The sequence below is a fragment of the Saccharopolyspora spinosa NRRL 18395 genome, assembly GCF_000194155.1.
In the GTDB taxonomy this organism is placed as follows: Bacteria; Actinomycetota; Actinomycetes; order Mycobacteriales; family Pseudonocardiaceae; genus Saccharopolyspora; species Saccharopolyspora spinosa.
This window is the reverse complement of sequence record NZ_GL877878.1, coordinates 1,494,952-1,515,580: the sequence shown is the minus strand read 5'-3', so window position 1 is coordinate 1,515,580 and position 20,629 is coordinate 1,494,952. Positions and strand designations below refer to the sequence as shown.

At 68.7% G+C, this 20,629-nt stretch carries 16 protein-coding genes; 7 read left to right on the top strand and 9 right to left on the bottom strand.

Annotated elements, in window-relative coordinates:
• Window positions 1-251: 251 nt before the first annotated feature.
• Window positions 252-2,273: a hydantoinase B/oxoprolinase family protein gene (locus tag SSPN_RS0107710; protein ID WP_010693370.1), complete on the bottom strand. Its 2,022-nt coding sequence runs from the start codon at window positions 2,271-2,273 to the stop codon at window positions 252-254.
• 3 nt (window positions 2,274-2,276) lie between these two features.
• A complete protein-coding gene (locus SSPN_RS0107705) occupies window positions 2,277-4,313 on the bottom strand; it encodes a hydantoinase/oxoprolinase family protein (protein WP_010693368.1) in 2,037 nt (678 codons plus the stop codon).
• A 171-nt stretch (window positions 4,314-4,484) separates the two neighbouring features.
• On the opposite strand from SSPN_RS0107705, the gene SSPN_RS0107700 reads away from it, so the two are divergent.
• Window positions 4,485-6,086, top strand: coding sequence for a helix-turn-helix domain-containing protein (locus SSPN_RS0107700; protein ID WP_010693366.1), 1,602 nt, complete (start codon window positions 4,485-4,487; stop codon window positions 6,084-6,086).
• A gap of 51 nt (window positions 6,087-6,137) precedes the next feature.
• On the opposite strand, the gene SSPN_RS0107695 is transcribed toward SSPN_RS0107700, so the two are convergent.
• Window positions 6,138-8,276: a putative bifunctional diguanylate cyclase/phosphodiesterase gene (locus tag SSPN_RS0107695; protein ID WP_010693365.1), complete on the bottom strand. Its 2,139-nt coding sequence runs from the start codon at window positions 8,274-8,276 to the stop codon at window positions 6,138-6,140.
• Between the two features lie 418 nt (window positions 8,277-8,694).
• On the opposite strand from SSPN_RS0107695, the gene SSPN_RS0107690 reads away from it, so the two are divergent.
• Window positions 8,695-9,114, top strand: coding sequence for an FHA domain-containing protein (locus tag SSPN_RS0107690; protein ID WP_010693358.1), 420 nt, complete (start codon window positions 8,695-8,697; stop codon window positions 9,112-9,114).
• Between the two features lie 52 nt (window positions 9,115-9,166).
• Window positions 9,167-9,874: a class I SAM-dependent methyltransferase gene (locus SSPN_RS0107685; RefSeq protein WP_010693357.1), complete on the top strand. Its 708-nt coding sequence runs from the start codon at window positions 9,167-9,169 to the stop codon at window positions 9,872-9,874.
• 319 nt (window positions 9,875-10,193) lie between these two features.
• Here the strand turns inward: SSPN_RS0107685 and SSPN_RS42900 are convergent, their stop codons facing one another.
• Both SSPN_RS42900 and SSPN_RS0107670 read right to left on the bottom strand, forming a co-directional pair.
• Entirely contained in the window at window positions 10,194-11,516 is a 1,323-nt protein-coding gene (locus tag SSPN_RS42900; RefSeq protein WP_063713918.1) for an MFS transporter, read from the bottom strand.
• 192 nt (window positions 11,517-11,708) lie between these two features.
• Window positions 11,709-14,462, bottom strand: a complete 2,754-nt coding sequence (locus tag SSPN_RS0107670) for a sensor domain-containing protein (protein WP_010693350.1) — start codon at window positions 14,460-14,462, stop codon at window positions 11,709-11,711.
• 427 nt (window positions 14,463-14,889) lie between these two features.
• Between SSPN_RS0107670 and SSPN_RS0107665 the strand changes: the two genes are divergently transcribed.
• Window positions 14,890-16,050 carry a beta-ketoacyl synthase N-terminal-like domain-containing protein gene (locus SSPN_RS0107665; RefSeq protein WP_029535074.1) on the top strand — a complete coding sequence of 387 codons (1,161 nt, stop codon included), beginning with the start codon at window positions 14,890-14,892 and terminating at the stop codon, window positions 16,048-16,050.
• Between the two features lie 21 nt (window positions 16,051-16,071).
• Here SSPN_RS0107665 and SSPN_RS0107660 read toward each other — a convergent pair whose 3' ends face one another.
• Together SSPN_RS0107660 and SSPN_RS0107655 are read right to left on the bottom strand one after the other, a co-directional pair.
• Window positions 16,072-16,542 (bottom strand): GreA/GreB family elongation factor, encoded by a 471-nt coding sequence (locus tag SSPN_RS0107660; RefSeq protein ID WP_010693346.1) that lies wholly within the window; start codon window positions 16,540-16,542, stop codon window positions 16,072-16,074.
• Between the two features lie 693 nt (window positions 16,543-17,235).
• Complete coding sequence (locus tag SSPN_RS0107655; protein ID WP_010693344.1) at window positions 17,236-17,826, bottom strand: DinB family protein; 591 nt, start codon at window positions 17,824-17,826, stop codon at window positions 17,236-17,238.
• 161 nt (window positions 17,827-17,987) lie between these two features.
• Here SSPN_RS0107655 and SSPN_RS0107650 point away from each other — a divergent pair, with 161 nt between their 5' ends.
• Complete coding sequence (locus SSPN_RS0107650) at window positions 17,988-18,386, top strand: DUF6292 family protein (RefSeq protein ID WP_237710479.1); 399 nt, start codon at window positions 17,988-17,990, stop codon at window positions 18,384-18,386.
• A 58-nt stretch (window positions 18,387-18,444) separates the two neighbouring features.
• Here SSPN_RS0107650 and SSPN_RS0107645 read toward each other — a convergent pair whose 3' ends face one another.
• Window positions 18,445-18,708: a GlsB/YeaQ/YmgE family stress response membrane protein gene (locus tag SSPN_RS0107645; RefSeq protein ID WP_029535072.1), complete on the bottom strand. Its 264-nt coding sequence runs from the start codon at window positions 18,706-18,708 to the stop codon at window positions 18,445-18,447.
• Window positions 18,675-19,106, bottom strand: coding sequence for a hypothetical protein (locus SSPN_RS59455; protein ID WP_010693339.1), 432 nt, complete (start codon window positions 19,104-19,106; stop codon window positions 18,675-18,677). Before SSPN_RS59455 ends, SSPN_RS0107645 begins: the two co-directional genes overlap by 34 nt.
• A 341-nt stretch (window positions 19,107-19,447) precedes the next feature.
• Here SSPN_RS59455 and SSPN_RS59450 point away from each other — a divergent pair, with 341 nt between their 5' ends.
• The gene (locus SSPN_RS59450; RefSeq protein WP_170121578.1) at window positions 19,448-19,591 is read left to right on the top strand and encodes a hypothetical protein; all 144 of its coding nucleotides are present in this window, start codon (window positions 19,448-19,450) and stop codon (window positions 19,589-19,591) included.
• 558 nt (window positions 19,592-20,149) lie between these two features.
• Window positions 20,150-20,299, top strand: a complete 150-nt coding sequence (locus tag SSPN_RS56510; RefSeq protein ID WP_010693335.1) for a hypothetical protein — start codon at window positions 20,150-20,152, stop codon at window positions 20,297-20,299.
• Window positions 20,300-20,629: the final 330 nt, after the last annotated feature.

Sequence of the window (20,629 nt, the reverse complement as noted above, 5' to 3'; positions counted from 1 at the left end):
GGGCACCTCCAACGGCGCCGGCGTGGACCTGCCGAACGAGGTCTGGGGCAAGATCGCGCTGACCGAGTTGGTCGTGCACGACTGGGACCTCGCCAAGGCCACCGGTCAGCCCTTCGGCCTGCCCGAAGAGACGCTGCGGGCCTGCTTTGACCACGTGGCCGAATTCGTCCCGAACGCCCCGGTCGAAGGCCTGTGGGGCGCTGCGGCGGAGGTTCCCGCCGACGCCCCGCGGCTCGACTGGATCGTGGACATCACCGGCCGCAACCCGAAGATCTGCCCCGACGGTCCCAGTAGGCCGCGGCCCGCTTCTGGAGCAGTTCTCGGTACTGGCGCGTGGTGTTCTCGTGCAGCTCGCCGGTTCCCCAATCGACGATCACGCCGTATCGCCTGATCGAATCGAGCATGTCCAGTTCGCCCGCGCGATACCGGCGGGCCACCACGTGCGGGTCCTCCGCCAACCAGCCCCGCCGCTCCGCGGCGATGGACCTCCGTAGCTCCTCGGTGGCGGCGATGTCCACTTCGTACCGGTCCAACTCGGGGTCGACCGGTTCGACGACGACGCCGTAATCCTTGGCCGCACGCTCGATCGAGACGTACCCGTCGATCACGTCTTCGACCACGAGAGCGGGATCCCGGGTCAGCGGATCCCCGTGGCCCCCGCCGCCGGCCGATGGCCGGGTGAACGCATCGCCGGGCTCGATCGCGACGTTCGAGAACGTCGCGCCGAGAAACCGCTCGTCCTCGGTGCCCTTGTTCAGCCAGACACCGTGCGGCAGCGAGGGCAGGCCACCGGCGATGCCCCAGGTGATCGACCGCGCGCGGTCGCAGCAGTACGACATCACGGTGCTCTCGCAGTCGGTGAGTACGCCGCCCTTCTCCAACCCGCAGCCGCCGCGATGGCGTCCCGGACCACCGGAGTCTGTCACGATGGTGTGCTCGGTGGTCAGCACGGGGGAGAGCCGTTCCTGGCCTTCGACGGGCTGCACGGCCAGGCCCGGCCCGAAGACGGGCGCCGTCGCTCCCGAGCCGTCTTTGGTCGCTCGGCCGCCCCAGCCGCCGGCCATCCAGTCGTACCACATGAAGTAGGGGCGGTCCGCCGTGCGGCCGTCCTTGCCGCCGACCAGCAGGTATTCGAGGTTGAACGCGCAAGCCATAGCCCGCTCGGGCATGACCTGCGACCAGATCTCGAACAGCGCGTTCATCAGCTTCTCGTAGGGGCCGGAGCAGAATCCGGTGACCGCGGTCGGCCAGCTGGCGTTGACGACTGTGCCCTCGGGGCCAAGTTCGGCGTGCACCACCCGGTACAGCCCGGAGTTGAGCGGCACGTCCGGGAAGAACGTCTTGGTTCCGGCGTACAGCGCAGAATGTGTTGTGCCGTAACCGGAATTGAGGAACGTGGACACCGCCGGCGCGCTGCCGGACAGGTCGTAGTGGATGCCGTCGTCGTCGATGCGCATCTTGACCGAGATCGGCACCAACCCTTCCGGCTTGCTGGGGTCGGCGTCGAGGTAGTCGACCGTTTCCCATTCGCCTTTGGGGAGTTCGGCCAGCTTGTGGCGGACGATGCGTTCGACGTAGTCCTGGGCGCCGCCCATCGCTGCCACGACGGTGTCCCGGCCGTAGTGGTCGACCAGGCGGAGGATTTCGCGCTCGCACACCGCCGTGGCTTCGGCCTGCGCGTTCAGGTCGCCCATGCAGCTGTACGGCGATCTCGTGTTGGACACCAGCAGCTGCGCCACGTCGCGGAGCTGGCGTCCCCGGTGCCACACCCGGACCGGGGTGATGCGGAGACCTTCGCTGAAGTGCTCCTTCGCGTTTACGTCGAAGGAACCGGGGACGTTGCCGCCGATGTCGGCCCAGTGGCCCTTGTTCTGGGCGAACCCGATGATCTCCGCTCCCACGAAGATCGGCCGGATGAAGCTCACGTCGTTGAAATGTGTGCCGCCTCGGTAGGGGTCGTTCACCGCGAAGACGTCACCGGGATTGATGTCGTCGCCGAACTCCTCCAGGACCGCCTTGCACTGGAAGTGCAGCGTGCCCACGTGCACGGCGATGTCGGCGCTGCCTTGCATCACGGTGTTCCCGTCGGCGTCGCACAGCGCGGAGGAGAAGTCGCGCGCGTAGATCACGAAGGAGTAGCAGGTGCGCATGATCTGCTCGCTCATCAGGTCGACCGCGGTGACGAAGGCGTTCTTCAGCACCTCGAAGGTCACCGGGTCGAGGCCCGCGGGGGTCACCGCGCCGGATGGCGCCGGCCGCTGGTCGGTCGTCATGGTTCAGGCCTCCGTCAGGTGGATGCGGATGTTCAGCCATTCGTCGATCTCCACCCGGGCATCCGGCGGTACGACGGTGGTGGAGTCCAACTGCTCGATGACCGCAGGCCCGGTGAGCCGGCACCCGGCGGGCAACGCGGCTCGGTCGTGGACGGGTGTGTCGACCCATCCCGTGCCTTCGAAGTACACCTTGCGGTTCTGCTGCGCTGTCGGCGCCGCACCGGGCGTGACCTCGTGCGGAGCGACCACCGGTTTGGGTGTGACGCCGATCGCGGTCAGCCCGAGCTGGTAGATCTGCACCGGCGTCTCGTCCCTGCGGAACGAGTACTCCCGCTCGTGCTGCTCGTGGAACAACTCGATCGCCTCGCGGAGGGCATCGGGCCCGCTGCCGCACTTCACGGTCAGGGACCGCCATTGGCCCAGGTAGCGCATCGAGACGGTGCGCTGCAGAACGCCGTCCTCGGCGTTGACGCCCTCGTGCCGCAGCCGGGCCGATGCCTCGGCTTCCAAACCGGCGAACGCGTTCTCGAACTCTTCGACGTCGGCCTCGTCACCAACGGCGTCGAACATCGCCGACAGGTCGTGCCGGATGTCGACCAGCAGGCACCCGAGCGCCGACGTCACACCCGGGTTCGGCGGGACGACGACGGTCGGGATGTTGAGCTCGCGCGCCACCTCGGCACCGTGCAACCCGCCCGCACCGCCGAAGGCGATCAGGGCGAAGTCGCGGGGGTCGTAGCCGCGCCGGATCGAGATCAGGCGGACCGCGTCGGCCATGTTGGCGTTGGCGACCCGCAGGACGGCGCTCGCCGACTCCTCGATGGTGAGCCCGAGCGGCTGGGCAACCTGGTCGCGGAGGGCGTTCTCGGCCAGTTCCGGGGACAGCACCTTCGCCCCGCCCGCCAGGGCGGTGCCGAGGCGGTTGAGCACCAGGTTCGCGTCCGAGTTGGTGGGCTCGGTGCCGCCCGTGCCGTAACACGCCGGGCCGGGCGAGGCACCGGCCGACTGGGGGCCGTTGCGCAGGGAGCCGGCCTCGTCGAGGTGGGCGATGGAGCCGCCGCCGGCGCCGATGGTCAGCACTTCGATCGACGGGAAGATGATCGGGTACCCGTACTCGACCGACCACTCCTTGGTGACCCGGAGCTCACCGCCGTGGACCAAGGCGATGTCGGTGCTGGTGCCGCCCATGTCCAAGCCGATGGCGTTGGCGTAGCCGCATTGGGCGGCGACGTGCCGGGCGGCGATGGCGCCCGCGGCGATGCCGGAGGCGGCCAGGCGGACCGGGTACCGCTCCACCATGCGCGGGGTCATCGACCCGCCGCCGGAGTGCAGCAGCAACAGGTCTCCGCGATAACCGCCCGCGCTCAGCTCTTCGGCCAGCCGGTTGACGTAGCCGCTGACGAGCGGTGCGAGGACGGCGTTCGCGACCGTGGTGTTGAACCGGTCGTGCTCGAAGATCTCCGGGAGGATTTCCGCGCTGGTGGAGATCGCGACCCCCGGCAGTTCCCTTTCGAGGATCTCCCTCATCCGGATCTCGTGGGCGGGATTGGCGTAGGAGTTGACGAAGCAGACGGCCACGGTCCGCGCCCCGCGCTTGCGGAGCAACGCCGCCACGCGCCGCGCCTCGGTCTCGTCGAGCGGTTTCACGACGTGGCCCGCGTAGTCGATGCGTTCGGGGACCTCGAAGCGATCCCGACGGCGGATGTACGGCGGGGACACGTCGTGGTAGGCGTCCCACAGGTCGTCCTTGGTCCCGTCGCGGATTTCGATCACGTCCCGGAAACCGGTCGTCGTGACCATCGCGGCGGGCTGGAAGTTCCTGGTGATCAGCGCATTGGTGGCGACCGTCGTCCCGTGCGAGAACAGCGACACCTCGGAGAGGTCGATGCCGCCGCGTTCTACGCCGCTCAGCACGGCGCGCATCGGGTCGTCCGGGGTGGACGGGACCTTGGTGACTCGGATGCTCCGGGCGTCCTCGTCGAACACGCACACGTCCGTGAACGTGCCGCCGACGTCGACGGCCACACGCTGCTTTGCCATGTGGAGATCTCCTCGAAAGTCGTGCGGGACGGGCTGTTATCCGCCGCTGGCTGCGGTTGGAAAAGAAGGTTGCCCCACGCTGTAGGCGCTGTCACTGTGAGAATTACAAATGCCGGGGAATTGATCTGTCCGGTAGCACAGTTCCTGTGCCTGGGCGTGGAGAGGACGCGGATGAGCACCGATAGCCGCGGCGGCTGGCCGCAGCTGACTCTTCGCGACCTCGTCGACGAGCCGAGCCTGCAGCTGACCGTGGAGGAACCCGGCGACCTTTCGGCGGTGGTCCGCTCTGCGCACTCGATCGAGATCGCCGACGCCGCGAGCTGGCTGCGCCCGCGCTCGATCGTGCTCACCACCGGCCTGCAGTTCGCGGCCGCCCCGGACGATCCCGCGCCGCAGAGGCGGCTGATCGCCGACCTCGTCTCGGCCGATGCGGCCGCCCTGCTGTTCGGCACGGGCGTCCACTTCGATCAGGTTCCGCGAGCTATCCGCGCCGCCGCGCGGGAGCGGAACTTCCCGCTGCTGAGCGTGGGAGGCGGGAGCCGGTTCGCCGCCATCGAGGACTTCATCAACCGCGGCGCGCTGTCCGCGGAGACCTACCTGCTGAAGCGGGCGGTCTGGCTGCAGAACGACCTGCTGCACGCGTTGTCGGCCGCAGACCCGGTGAGTGCACTCGTGGTCCGGCTCGGCACGCTGTGCAAGGGCGCAGCGGTCCTCTACGAGGGCGCGGGGCGGATCGTCGCCTCGACCGGCCACGGGCCCCTGCGGCTGGTTTGGGAGGAGATCAGCGCGCGCGAGCCAGGACCGCAGCGCTTCGTGGTCGGGCAGTGGATGGTCGCAACCCGGCCGTTTCGCCTCCGGGGATCCGGCTTCCAGTTGGCGGTGGCGTCGCGGAACAGGTCGCTGCTCGACGACATCAGCCCAGAACTGCTGGAAACGGCGGAACGGGTGCTCGCGGCGGCCAACGCCTCGCGGTCACTGGTGATCAGCCAAGAGCGAGCGGAGGCCGCCCGAATCGTGTCGGCGCTACGCGGTGGCGTGACCACCTCGCAGGTGCGCCAGACCTGGGACCGGTTGCGGGCGTTCGGTTTTCGGGTCGGCGACGCTCTCCGTCTCGTGGCCGCGAGCCCGATCGGCGACCGGGCCGCACGCGGGGCGGCGACCACCGCCGAAGCCCTCCTGGAAGCGGCCGAGGCCGAGGGCGTGCCGCTGGTCCTGTCCGACACCCGCGACGCCGAAGACCCGACGACCGGTCTGACGGCAGTCATCGCGGAGCGAGACGCCGCGGCTGCCTGGCTCGGGGTGCTCGCGCGCACCCATCTGGTCGGGGTGAGCGGCGCCTTCTGCGATCTCACGGTGGCGAGCCGATACGCACACGAGGCCGAGACGGCTTGGCACCTTGCCGGTCGCCGCCATGATCGGGGCAGTGACCAGACGATCGTTCGACTGGACGAGGTCGATTTCGCCGCATGGCTGCTCACGCGCCGTGACGACGCACAGGTGGCCGACCGGTTGGAAAGGCACTTCGGCGCCTTGATCAAGTCGCCGGATCTGCTCGAAACAGCGGTGCTCTACCTGGCTTGCGATCAGGACGTGAAGCGAACCGCCGAGTTGCTCTTCATCCACCCGAACACGGTGCGCTACCGCCTCCGCAACGTCGAACAGCTCGTCGGAGGCCGGATCACGTCCGCGCAGGTCGTCGCGAACCTCTACCTCGCCTTCCAGGACGACATCCTCGCCCGCACCGAGCGGGATCCCGGCCGACAACGACGATGAACGCCGCCGACGCCGCGGCCCGCGTCGGCCAACCATTCCGACGTGGACGGTCTACGCCGTGGTGGACGCCGTGTTGACCGAAGCTCCCGTCGCTCGTGACAGGAGCGGGAGGCCGTTTTCGAGGAGGATGATGAGTTCGGCTTCGGGGACCGGGCGGGCGAACAGGAAACCTTGGTAGACATCGATCCCGACGCCGCGGAGCAGTTCGAACTGCTCCGCGGTCTCGATGCCCTCGGCGATGCTCTGGCAGCCCAGCGCGCGGGCGAGGTCCGCCACCGCCCGGGCCACCGCCAGATCCCGGGAACCGGCGCCGAGGTCGGCGACGAAGCTGCGGTCGGCCTTGATGATCTGCGCTGGCAGGTCCTTGATCCGGGCCAGCGACGAGTAACCGGTGCCGAAGTCGTCGACGGCGAACTGGACGCCGCGCTCGACGAGGTCGAGCATGGCGCGGCGCGGTTGGGGCGGCAGGTCGACCAGCACCGTCTCGACCAGTTCGAGCACGACCCGGTTCGGATCGATGCCGGACTCGGCGATGGCGTCGGTCACCTCGGCGGTGAAGCCGTGGTCATCGGGCAGCAGCCCGGCGAGGTTGACGGCGATGCCCACCGGACGCCCGCCGACATCGGGCCAAGCGGCGGCGTGACGCAGTGCCGTGCGCAGCACCCACCGGTCCAGGTCGCGCATCAGTCCGCCCTGTTCGGCAACGGGCAGGAAGACGTCCGGGGGGAGCAGACCGTGTTCGGGATGCATCCAGCGGACTAGCGCCTCGGCAGACACGACGGTGCCCGCGGCGTCCACGACGGGCTGGTAGTGCAGCACGAGACCGTCGTTGTCGATGGCGTCGCGCAGCTCCACCTCGAGTCGCAGCTGCCGGTTGATGGACTCGGCCAGGCCTGGATCGGCCAGCGCCACGCGCCCCGGTCCGTGCCGCTTCGCCCGGTACATCGCGGCATCCGCGAAGCGGAGCAGGTCCTCGCCGTACGCCCCGGCACCGTCGAGCACCGCGCCGCCGACCGCTGCGGACACCTGGACCTGCTGGTTTTGGAGCCGCACCACGGTGCGCAGCAGGCCGGATACGGTCTCGGCCAGCGCTTCGAGCCCGCCCACCGCCTCGACGTCGGGGCAGACCACCACGAACTCGTCGCCGGAGAGCCGGGCCGGGGTGCACCCTGCGGGTACGCCGCCCTGCAGCCGTCGGGCCAGGCTCGCGACCAACTCGTCGCCGGCGTCGTGCCCCAGGGAGTCGTTGATCCGCTTGAAGTTGTCGATGTCGCAGAACAGCACGCCGACCCGGTCGGCGCGGGGACCGCGCACCAGTTCGTTCAGGAGCTCATTGACCGCGCGACGGTTGAACAGGCCGGTCAGCGAGTCGTGGGTAGCCTGATAGTGGAGTTCTTCGGCCCGCTGGTGCCGTTCGGTGATGTCCTGGAACGCCACCAGCCAGAACAACCGCCCATCGTCCTGCACGGCCGCGGTGCAGCGGAGGTCGCAGTGCACCGGATGGCTGTCGGTCCGCTTCAGCACGCGATGGGTGGGGGCGTCGGCGATCGGGGCCCGCGAGATCATCGGCTCCAACCGGTCCTGCGGGTGCAGCAGGTCGTTGGCCCGCGTGTCGTGCAGTTCGGAGATCCCTGCGCCGAGCAGGTCGCACAGCGCGTCGTTGGCCCGGGCCAGGCGGTGCGATTCGTCGAACAGCGCGATGCCCACCGGCGTCAGGCCCATCAGGTTGGTGAATCGCTCGCTGGAGCGCTCCAGCCGGGCGCGGGGTTCGGTGTCGTCCCTTACGACCTTCGCGTAGCCGCGCAGGCTTCCGTCGGACGACCGCAACGCGGCGGTGACCACGTGGGCCCAGAACCGGCTGCCGTCCTTCCGGACGCGCCACCCCTCGCCTTGGTGGTAGCCGGTGCGCGCAGCGTGCTCCAGCTCCCACTCCGGGGGTTTTTCGGCGAGCCGCTCGGGCGGGTAGAACACTGAGATGTGCTGCCCGATGATCTCGTCGCTGCGGTAGCCCTTCAAGCGCTCGGCGCCGGGGTTCCAGCTGGCCACGCGCCCGTCTAGGTCGACCATGAAGATCGCGTATTCGTTGATGGCGGTCGCCAGCAGGTCGAGCCCGACCTCTTGCGTCCGCAGGTGAGGAGGACCGGCATGCCCCGAACGGGTCAGCCCATCGCACGTCCGCAGGTTAATCACCTCCTGAATGCGCCCGGCGTCATGAGGTTGCCCCCACCGAGAGTAGCCATGACCCGGACCGGGTGACAGCCTTCGGGCGGCGTAACGCCCAGTAAACGTGTGCAACGACACTGTGCCAGGTCGGCTCCGCGTCTCGCCGATGGCCCGACGCCGCCGCGCGCTTGATCTACTGTGGACCTTGAGGCGGCGAATTGACCGCATTGCTCGTCGCGAGTGAATTCCCAGTGCTTTCTCAGCGTTTTCCAGCGGGACGGCGCGATGTCGCCGGTAGCTTGGAAGGCGCAAGCCCGGTGGGTGACGAGCGGCCGGATGGGCCGCGGCGCCGGAGTGAGGCAGGGCTTGGCGGGTTCCCCGGCGACCCGGAATTGGCAGCCATCGCGTGCGCGCGACGGCGAACCGGATCCGTCAGGAGAGTGACATGAACCAGCGCAGATTCGGTACGGCGGTGCCGCCTACGGAAGCTTTCCGCGACGTGCCGCCCGCTGCGATCCCCGCGGAGGCAGGCGTCGACACACCAGCACCACGTGCCGCAGCGGCCCCGACTGGTAGCAGCGCGGAGCTCGTAATCGCCCGCGGCCCGCAGGCGGGCACGGCCATCCCGGTCACGGGAACGCCGCTGACGGTTGGTCGTAGCCGGGATTGCGACATCACGCTCGACGCGCCGACCGTCTCCCACTTCCACGCCCAGATCTGCCAAGACGGCGAGCAGTGCACGATCACGGATTCCGGCTCATTGAACGGCACCTACGTCAACCACGCCCCGGTCGACCGGGCCGAACTGGCAGACGGGGACGAGGTCTGGATCGGAACCTTCCGTTTCACCTTCCGCACGAAGTAGGCGATGGCGATCTCGGGATCTGCGCGGACTTCGCACGGCTAGGCTCGGTGGAGTGGCTGATCATTCGATCTACCGAGAACACGCCGCAACTTACGCGACGTTCTCCGAACGCAGCGCCCCCAACGCCCACTACGACCGCCCCGCGATCCTGCGGTTGGCAGGCGATGTCGCCGGCAAGCGGGTATTGGAACTCGGGTGCGCCTCGGGCGTGCTCACCGCGCAGCTCGTCGAGCGCGGAGCCGACGTGCTCGGCCTGGATCGGGAGCCGCGGCTCGTCGAACTTGCCCAGCAACGACTGGGTGGGAGCGCCCGTGCGGAAGTGGCCGATCTGGAACGACCTCTGGACGTCGTGCCGACCGGCGGCATCGACGTCGTGGTCGCTTCGTTGGTCCTGCACTACATCGAGAACTGGGCACCGCTGCTCGCGGAGCTGCGCCGGTGTCTGGTGCCCGGCGGTGTGCTGGTCTTCTCGGTGCATCACCCCATCACGGGCTGGCTGTTGTCCGACAGGGCGGATTACCACCGCACCGAACTCGTCAGCGAGGACTGGGACTGGGGTGGGCAGTGCGTGACTGTTACCTTCTACCGGCGATCGTTGTCCTCGATCTTCGGTTCGCTGCGGAAAGCGGGGTTCGAGATCGACGTTGTGGACGAACCGCGGCCGGGGGAAGCCGCGAATGTCGCCCCGGAGCACGTCGAGGTGCTCAACACCCAACCGGTGTTCCTGTTCGTGAGGGCCCAGTCCGGCGCAGTGTTATGAACCCGTCACTCGCATACCGAGAAATGTCCACATTGGAATCTTGTGGCCGCTGGTTCGAGGAATGGCGCCACGCGGGCTCAACAACCACTTGTAACCGTGGAACGCGACGAAGTCCAGATTCGTTGCGTCGGGCAAGCTCAGCACTCCCCGCTTTGGGTTGCGTCGACGAACTGCTGCGCACCCACCTGCTTGCACCGCGGAGTCAGGAAGCGCACAGCCTGGCGCTGCAAACCTTTCTCGCGCCAGCGAAGAAGCAGGCGTCCGGCGAGGCGCTCGCGCTGGCCCACCGGACGGCCTGCTGGGGCAGGTCCTCGAGTGTTCAGTGGGCGCCGCTGGTCGCGACGTCGTCGGTGTTGCCGGAGTGGTCGGGTGCTGCCACCGGGATCATCGCGAGCAGCCCGATCAGCAGGATGAGGACGATGCCGCCCATGCCTGCGCGTTGGGTGCCGAACAGGGCGATGAAGCCGCTGAAGGCCAGTGGTCCGAGGAAGCTCACGGCTCGTCCGGTGGTGGCGTACAGGCCGAACACCTCGCCTTCCCGGCCGGGGGTGGCGATGCGGGCGAGGAAGGTCCGGCTGGCCGATTGCGTCGGTCCGAGGAAGATCGCCAGCAGCAGCCCGCCCACCCAGAACGACGGTTTGCCGGGCAGCGCCACCAGGGTGCTGCCGACCACGACCAGCCCGATCAGTGCGGCGAGGATGACGGTTTTCGGGCCGAACCGGTCGTCCGCACGCCCTCCCAGGAACGCGCCCAGGCCGGCCACGAGGTTCGCAGTGATCGCGAAGACCACCACCTCAGTGGCGGTGAAGCCGAAGGTGCCCGCCGCGATCACGCCGCCGAAGGTGAAGATCGCGGCCAGACCGTCCCGGTAGAGCGCACTGGCGACCAGGAACCCCAGGGTGCGCCGCTCGGTGCGCCACATCCGCGCCAGCCGTTTGCCGAGCACGATGTAGCTGCCGAGGATGGCGTGGCGTAGCGGCTCGCCGGACGACTCCGCCTCGGGGACGAAGAAGAAAAGCGGCAGCGCGAACACCGCGAACCACGCGGCCGCGAACACCGCGACGACGCGGATGTTCAGGCCGTCCTGGGAAGTCACGCCGAACAACCCGACTTCCGGTTGCACGAAGCCGATGAGCACGATCACCAGCGCGATGAGGCCCCCGAAGTAGCCCATGCCCCAGCCGAATCCCGAAACGCGGCCGATCGTCGCCGGCGTCGAGACCTGGAGCAGCATCGCGTTGTAGTTCACCGTCGCGAACTCGGAGAACACGCTGCCCACCGAGACCAGCACCAGCCCCAGCAGCAGGTACTGCGGGGCGTCATGGACGAAGAACAGTCCGGCGGTACTGGCCACGACCAGCGCGGTGTGCACCGCCAGCCACCTTTTGCGCCGTCCGCCGGCGTCGCTGCGCTGACCGGTCACCGGCGCCACCAGTGCGATGCACACGCCCGAGATCGTGAGCGCGAGGCCCAGGGCCTCCGACCCGCTCTTCGGATCGGAGGCCACGCTCTCGGTCAGGTACACCGTGAACACGAAGGTCAAGATCACGGTGTTGAACGCCGCGGAACCCCAGTCCCACAGCGCCCAGCTGATCACCCCACGCACGTCCCGCTGAGCTGCGGGCGGGGGATTCGCAGACATGCCCACGTCACGATCAGACCAGCAGACACCGGGCGCAGCCAGTCGAAACCCCGCCGGAACCCGGACCGCGCGACGGCCGACACGCCGATAACGGTTGAAAAGCATCCGGATGGTTGACCGGTGCGTGGCCCAGAACGCTCAGGAGTTCGACGACGCCGGTCAGCGTCGCAGTCCAGTGTGGATGGTGCGGTGTCACCGCCGGTCGGCAGGCGGTGGGAACAGCTCGCCGATCGGATATGGTTTGCCCAGGTGGTAGCCCTGCCCCTGGTCGCAGCCGAGATCGCGGATGATGGCGAGCTGGGCGGCCGTCTCGATGCCCTCAGCCACGACGTCGAGACCGACCGCGTGGGACATGGCGACGATGCCTGCGACGATGACCTCGACCTCGTCGCAGGTGCCGAGGTCGGTGACGAACGTCCGGTCGATCTTGAGGATGTCCACGGGCAGCCGCCGGAGCTGCGCCAGCGAGGAGTACCCGGTCCCGAAGTCGTCGATCGCCAGGAAGATGCCCAGCTCGCGCAGGGCGGTCAGGATGCGGGTCGCGGCGGTGGTGTCCTGCATGATCGCGTTCTCGGTGATCTCCAGGCACAGCGCGTGGGCCGGCAGCCCCGAATCCGCGAGCGCGTGCTGCACGTGGTCCAGTAGATCGGGATCTTCGAGCTGGCGCGGTGAGAGGTTCGCGTTGAGGTGCAGGTCGAGGTCGTGGCGCTCGCGTTCGGCGGCGATCTGGCGCGTCGCGAGGCGCAGCATGTGCGCGCCTATCGGGACGATCAGGTCGCTCTCCTCTGCCAGCGGGATGAATTCCCCCGGCGAGACCGTTCCGTGCAACGGGTGCGACCACCGGAGCAAGCCCTCCACTGCGACCATGCGGTCGCCGCGCAGATCGACGACGGGTTGGTAGGCCACCCAGAGCTCGTCGTTCGCCACGGCGTGGCGCAGGTCCTGCTCCAGCACCATGTGCCGCTGCACGCGTTCGCGCAGGTCGACGCCGAAGAACGCGCAGCGGCCGCCGCCATGCGCCTTGGCCTGGTACATGGCGACGTCGGCGTCGCGCAGGAGGTCCATCCCGGAGCGGGTGTCGCCGGGGCCGACCAGCACCACGCCGATGCTGCCGTTGACGTGCAGTTGCCTGCCCTGCACCCGAACCGGTTCGGTGAGGACAGCGAGCAGCCGTTGGACGAGCCTGTGGAGCACGGCGTGGTCGCTCTCGCCGTCGACCAGGACCACGAACTCGTCCCCGCCGAGGCGACCGACCAGCGCTCCGTCGGGCGTCGCGCGCACCAGGCGTTCCCCGGTTATCCGCAGCACTTCGTCACCGGTGCCGTGGCCCAGGGAATCGTTGATGCGCTTGAAGTTGTCCAGGTCTATGAACAGGACTGCCGTCGGGAGCGTTCGTCGCCGCGAGACCTCGAGGTGCCGCAGGACCAGCGTGCGGTTTGCCAGCCCGGTCAGCGGGTCGTGGGTGGCCTCGTGCTCCAGGCGTTCCCGGGCGGCCCGGCTCTCGGTGATGTCGGTGAACGAGGCGACGACTTTGTGCGGCGGGCGGTCCTGGGGGTTCAGCGGGCTGCACGTGACCCGCAGCCATGTCTTGCGGCCGTCCGGCAGGTCCACGCGGACCACTCGCGAGTTCTCCGGTTTCCCGGTCTGCCGGGGCATCACCGACGGGTGTTCCTCCGGTCGCAGCGTCACCCCGGACTCGTCGGACAACGGCCAGGAAGTCGGTGATTTGCCGACGATCTCGGCCGCGGGCACTCCGGTAATGCGCTCGGCGGCGGGGTTGGCGGACTCGACGACCCCCGTCCGCCCCATCACGATGACGCCTTCGTCCAGGGCGGCGACGACGGTCGCGAAGTCCTGCTCGGCCTGCCGCCGCGCAGTCTCGTCGGCGCACACCAGCACGTACCCGGAGTCCATCTCCGCCGCCGAGATCCGGATGATCAGGGCGGATCCGTCCTGGTGGCGGTGCACGGCCTCGGTGACCCCGCCGCCGGCGATCAGGGCTTCGGGGCGCAGCGGGGCGCCGACGAGCGTCGCGACGTGCCGCCCCAGTGCCTGGTCGGCGGCCACTCCGTAGACGGTTTCGGCGGCCGGGTTCCAGCTGGTGACCACCCCGTCGCGGCTGGTCGCGATGATCGCGTTGTTGACGTGCTGCACGAGCGCCGCTTGGTAGCGCAGCGCGGCTTCGGCCGCTTTTTGTGCGGTGACGTCCCGCCCGATGACCTGCACGGCCGGGTGTCCCTCCCAGGTGGTGTGCACCGCGACCAGCTCCACCGGGACCGGGGTGCCGTCCACCCGCCGCAGATCGGCCTGCGCTCGCGGCGTGGCGGTGCCGGCGGTCGTCAGCGACCGGATCCGCTCGTGCATCTCGGCGATCGAGTGCGGGGCGACGAAGTCGGCGACCGGCCGCCCCAACAGCTCTTTGCTGGACTCGGCGCCGACGATCGTGCTCATCGCGGCGTTGGCGTACTTGATGATTCCCTTCTGGTGGACGCAGATCGCCTCCGGGCTGAGCTCGACGAGCAGCCGGTACCGGCTGGCGAGGTCCGCCAGGGCCTGCCTGTCCCGGTGTTGATCGGTCACCTCCCGGACCAGCCCGATGAGGCCGGCGGCTTGCCAGCCGCCGAACGGGCGGGCGTGGAACTGCAGCAACCGCGTTCCGCCGTCGGCGGTGGTGATGGGTTGCTCCAGGTCGAGGTCCTGCCACTGCGTGGTGGTCTCCGCCGCCACGGTCCACGGCTCGATCAGCTCGGCCAGTCGGGCCCGCAGGGTGTCCTTGGGGGCACCGGACATGCCCAGGAGCGTGTCCAAGCCTGGTGTCCAGGTGATCCGCTGGTCGACGAAGTCGAACGTCCACCCGATCGCGCCCTGCGCGGACAGCGCGAGGTCCAGGAACTCATCGTTGAGGCCCGAACCGTTCGGGAACCCGCCCCCAGGATCGATCTCCATGATCCGTCCAATTAAGAGACCTCGCCCCGCCGCTCGCCGCGTGAGCCGCGCCCGTCGTGGCCACAGCGCCATTTTTTCCCATTCGACCTAGCAGTTCCCACAACTGCTGGCCACCAACCGCTCGTGCTGAGCAGCACGCACCGTGGCCGATGACGAGCGAGCCCCCGATCACGAGCGAGCAGCCACCTCAAATGCCAACACGAATTTAGGCGAAAAGTGCAGCCATTTCCGATCTTCATTCATCCGTGTGAAAAACCGGAGAGCCGAAACACATATCGTGGCGATCAATTGCATCGATCTTAACTCTTGTGGGTGTTGTTCGGGATCAATTTTCTCATGCGGTGAATGGTATTCGATCTGGACGCGCCGCGGTCCCGAGCGATTCACCACGACGGTCGTGGTGGCCGGTTCGGAGGAAGACGAGCAAATGGGCGCGCAGCACTGCGGAATCAATGGCATCGGCGCGGTGACCGGCTACGGCTGGGGCCGCGAGGCCTTATGGGACGGACTGGTCGGCGGCGAGGTGGCCGCGCGACCGATCGGCGGGCACGGCCCCGACCGGGACCAGGCGGCGTGGGTCGCGAACGTGCCGGACGGCGGCGACGAACTGGACGGTCCGAGCCGCTTCGCCAGGGCCATGCGAGCCGCTGCGCGCGAGGCGATCATCGACGCCGAGGGCCGGGGCTGGCGACCCGGGCGGCGGGTGGGGCTGCTGCATGCGGCCGTGCTCGGGGACCTGGAACTGTGGCGGAACTTCTACGCCACCCGGGGCGCGGACGTACCGGTGCGCGACTACCTGTCGCTGATGCCGTCGACCCCGGTGTCGACGTTCATGCAGGAGTTCGGCTTCCACGGCCCGGCGATGAACGTTTCGGCGACCTGCGCCTCCGGCAACGCGGGCCTGCTCTCCGCGAAGGCCTGGCTGGATGCCGATGTGGTCGACGACGTGGTCTTCGTGGCCACCGACCTGTCGTCCACGCCCGAGACCGTGCTGCACTTCAGCCGGCTCGGGGTCGCGATCACCGACGCCGAACCGCTGCAGGCCTGCCGACCGTTCCAGGAGGGCAGCCGCGGCTTCATCATGGGCGAGGGCTCGGTCGGGATGGTGCTGTCGAAGCGGTCGCCGAACCCGTACGCCCGCGTGCTCGGCGGCGCGATGTCGCACGATGCGCACCACGTGACCTCGGTCGACCCGAATCTGACCCAGCTGGTCCGCTGCTTCAGCGAGGCACTGGCCAACGCCGGTGCGGAGCCGTCGCAGGTGCGCTACCTCAACGCCCACGGGCCCGGCACCCGGCAGTGCGACCGGGCCGAGGCGGCCGTATTCGAAAAATTGCTCCCGACCGACGCCGAGCTCTACTCGGTCAAACCGCTGGTGGGCCACTGCATGGGAGCGGCCTCGGCGGCGGAGATCTCCGCGACCGCACTCGGGTACGACCGCGGCCTGATCCCCGCGCCGCCTAAGGTCGCGCCGGGCCACCCGAAGCTGCTGGACGGCCCGACTGCACCGGCCGACGGGCTCACGCTGAAGTCCTCGCTCGGGCTGGGCGGCCACAACTCAGCGGTGGTGCTCGCACCGCCGGCGTGACCGCCCCGGACCCCGGGCCGCCTACGGCTGACCAGCGCCGTGGCGCCCGTAGGGCACGGCACGCATCAAGGTCACCTGCACGGTCCCGCCGTTGGGGACGCAGTAGGTCCGCTGCTCTCCCTGCGTGGCACCGGACAGCGCGGCGCCGAGCGGTGAATCGGGCGAGTAGACGGTGAGCCCGTCGAGGTCGGAGCCATCACGCGCGCCGAGCAGGAACGTCTCCGTCTCGTCGTCGTCGAAGCGGACGGTGAGGACCATGCCGGGTTCCGCGACTCCGTCGTCCGGTGGTGCCTCGCCGACAACCGCGTTCCGGAGCAGTTCCTGGATCTCCCGGATGCGTCCGCGGCGACGACCCGCGTCCGCGGCGAAGTCCTGGTCGTTTGCCGTGCCTTCGGCGGAGCCGCCCTGGCGTCGGTCGAGCAGCTCGGCGAGCTCTTCCCGGAGCCGGTCGTGGGCGTGCTGGGTCAACCAGAGGCGTTGCGTCGTGGCCATGTGGCATGTCCTCGTGTCTGTTCATCGGTGGCGTCCCGGATCGGCGGATGCCGGGACCGTTCGGCGTATGGCGGCAGGGCGGCGAGCACGATTGCTGCGAGCGGGAGAACGCGGTCCGGGCTCCGCTAGGGCGACGATCGACTGCCCGAGATTCGAATGCGGTGCGGCAGCACGGCTAAACGGCGTGGCTCGCTCAGTGGGGTCGCTGGCGGCTACCGGCCTGCGTGGTCCCACGAGTCCGGGCCACCGCGTCGACCCGGACGACGGCGATTACGTCCAGAGCCACCGCGCTGCGGTGCGAGCGCAACCGGGCGCATCCGTCCGGACCTCGGTCACGGCCTGCGGATCACGGCTGTGACCTGTGCTCTCGCCGTCCACGACCAACCTCCGTGATTGGAACTGCCGAACCGTTCCAGACCGAGGATGGCCGACGGTCCGTCGGTACTGGTTGTCCGAACCGAACAAATCCGCTCCCGATCTTGTCCGGTTTTGTCAGTTCCACTCGCCGGAAGAGATGATCTCTCGGCTGATCGGCTTCACGGAATCTCCCCGCACGGGACAGCGAAGCGCGGGTGTGGAGGCTGCTGGAAGCCGCATGCCGGGGTGCTGGCTCCGGCAGGTCGGGCGGGGATGGACGTGTCGAGCGAGCACACTCGGTGCGAGGGCTAGCGCTCGGCGGCTTGGTGTCGGCCGTCAACCCCGGTCGGCTTGCCGCGCCACGTTTTCGAGCCGGTCCCGGTAGGCCTGCCACCACCCTTGGTCGCCCGGTGCCATGTTGTCGTTCTCCCGGCGCAGACCGGTGGCGCCGTCGATGAGCTCCCGGATGATGTCGGCATGGCCGGCGTGCCGGTGGGTCTCGGCGATCATGTGCACCAGGACCCGGTGCATCGTGATCCGCTTCCGGTCGTCCGGCCAGTGCGGTACCGTGCCCGCGTCATCCAGCGCCAGCTCGTCGATCGTGGCGTCCGAGTGCGCGCACACCCGGCGGTACAGCCCGACGATCTCCTCGCGCGATTCATCCGCGGTCGCCCACATGTCCACGTTGGGTTCGGCGTCGTGGGTCAGCCAGGGCAGCGGCTCGTCGAACGGGCGTCCGAAGGTGATGCCGAAGTACCCCAGCTCGCAGCCGGTCAGGTGCTTGATCAGCCCCAGCAGGTTGGTGCCGGTCGGTGTCAGCGGTCGGCGGATGTCGTACTCGGACAGCCCGTCCAGCTTCCACAGCAGGGCCTCGCGCGCGGACCGTAGGTAGAGGTGCAGGTCGGACTTCGGTCCCGGCTCGGCCATGCCGGCGAGAGTACCGCGAGGTAACCGGCGAACGGCCCGGAAACGGGAAGATCACCGCCAGCGGAATTCATGCCATCGGGCGGACTGCGGGACCGGTTGCTCGGTTACCCCCAGGAGAACAGCGGGAGACGCTGTTCTGGTTCGGGGGGAAACCAATGGACATGACGAGTCCGGCAGCAGGTGGTTTGATCAACTACGTGCGCACGGTGGCGGGCGACCTGGGCGACGACGTGTACGAGGTGGACGTCGACCTGGAAAGCGGGTTGGCCACGGCGATCATCCTCGTGCACTCCAAGGTGCCCACACTCGTGGACTTCCCGCTCCTGCTCACCTGGGACGAGGTCAGCGGCTGGGCGCTGCGGGTCGAGACCGACGGCCGGGGGGACACCACGGCCATCGAATTCATGGGTGAGGACATCCTGCCCGATCCCGGCTTGGTGCGGCACTTCCTGCAGGAGGCGATCAGCGGCCGCAACCCGGGCATGCTCCAGCCGCCGTCGTTTCGCATGCCGAACGCGGGCGACGACCTGGAGGACCGGCTCGCGCGCTTCGCAGCTTGACCGGGCGCGCGTGACGCAATGGGCAACTCCCGGAGTCGTCCGGTCCGTGGCAACCGCGTCAAGCGCGCGTGCGGTGGAAGATCAGGCGGTAGAGAAGCAGCAGGATCAGCGATCCTATGACCGCCCACACGAAACTCATCACGTTGAAACCGCTGATTCCCGCACCGCCTGCAAGGCGGGTTGAGATCCATCCGCCGAGCAGTCCACCGACGATCCCGATCACGATGGTCACGATGATTCCGCCGGGGTCGCGGCCCGGCAGGATGAACTTGGCGATCGCCCCGGCGATCAGGCCGAACAAGATCCAGCTGAGAATTCCCATGACGAAGTCACTCCCAAGCACGAGTTCAACATCCGACCCAGGTGTTCCCCGCGCGGGCACGGCTCAAAGGTGCGCTCGTCGCCAGGCCGGAATCGGATGAGCAATGTGGACGGTGTTGCCAGTGGGTCAGCTGTGGTCCAGTTGGAAGTGCCAGACGATCGTGGCCGGAACTCCCGCGTTGGCAGCCTCCGCCGCGTCGGGAACCAGGGCCGCGAGGGTCCAGCATCCAGGGCGACGCCAGTCGGCAGCGCTTCGATGATCTCGAGCACCGGCCCGTCGAAGTCGAACGCCGCGTTCGGCACCTCGTCGTACGTCGCCGACCAGGCGCGGTAGCCGTCGACCACGCCCATCCGGTCGACCTCCACAGCCGAGTTCGCCAGCGACTCCTCGTCGAGCAACCGCCGACCTCGGCGATGCGGGACTCGACGAACGTGCGGTCGAACTCCCCGGTGAACCCGCGCAGCAGCGCTATGCCTTCGAGCCCGAGCAGGTAGGCCAGCGGATGCTCGTAGATCATGTGTCATGAGGCTAGCGGCGCCCATCCGGCGGCAGCCACCGAATTCCCGCCGCTGCCCCTACCGCTCAGGCATTCGGGAAGGAGCCCGAGCGCGTTTCGGGTTTCTGGCCGCGCCTGCGCGGGTACGCCAAAAGCGCACCACTGTGACGAGGAGTTTCCGGTCGTGCGTCGGGGAATCGGATGTCGGTCGGCGCGGATCGGAAACGGTACAACGCAATTGGGATGATCCAGATGATCCGGGAGGAGAGCGCGGTGCGGACCGACGTCGAAAAATCCGGGGATGTACCGCCGACGGCCAGCAGCTCGGCTCCGGAACCACCCGAGGGCAACGACGAGGACGACGTGATCACCCTCGGCTATGACTGAAGGAAATCGCACGTCAGGGCCGGTCCCTGCCGTGCTGCCACATCGCCCGAACTGTCCTAAGAGGATCGTCGGGCTCGATTCCCGGAGGTCGGCCGGGCTACGCGCGGCGAGGTGCCCAGACATCGGCGCCGCGAGGAGGGGCGTGGCTAAGGTGCTTTCGCAGGGCTGCGAGTCCTGGATGGGCGTTCTCGGCCCGTCATGCGGCGGCTGAGGACGTCCACGCGCAAGGCGCGGCAGACCCGTCCGCGCGGATTGCCCAACCCCTGTCCGAGTGGACCATCAGCAGCGGCCTCACCGGTGCCGCGCTGACGTTTCTCTGGGGGCTGCTACCACGCCATAGGCACCCGCGTCGCCATCGCGATCGCCAGCGTGCTCATCCTGGGCATGCCGGTCCTGCTGCCCCGCCGGGAACACGCTGATCCACGCCCCGAGCTCTCCGGGGATCGCGCATGACCGGTCGAAGCTCGTGGAAGTCCAATGTTGCCAACGAATTCTGACCTCGTCTCAGCTGCGGGCGAACCTGCGCGCCGAGGTGCTCGCGCGTACTGGTAGCTGCAGGTGTTCGGCAACACCATGCATGCCTTCATGGCGCCGCAGGCGAACAGCCCGGAGCTGGGGATCCAGTACGACGAACGCTCCGCTGAACGCTCCTGGTCGGGGCTGAAACGATTCCTGACTGAGCGCCTGGCAGCTCCGTCGAAGTCGTGAGCGACCCGCGCCGTCAGGAAGTCCACATAGGACAACGGCGACTAGCCCGGGTAGCCGGGAGGCAGGGGAGTGGGCCGCAGCGCGCGGTCCACTCCGATGGCGATGAGTTCGGACACCACCGAACCGTGTGCTGCCGGAGCAGCATCCCCGTTCGGGGATCCGACGACTCTTCCAGGACCGCACGCCGTCGGGGAGGGGCTCGACCTGCAGATCGATTGGCTGGTGGTGCGCGAAGAGCTCCGCGAACAGCGGGTCGTGCTGGCGGATCGGGTCGCCCCGGTCCAGCCGCCACTTCATCCGATCGAGGTGGGTGCGGATGTGCTCGGCGAC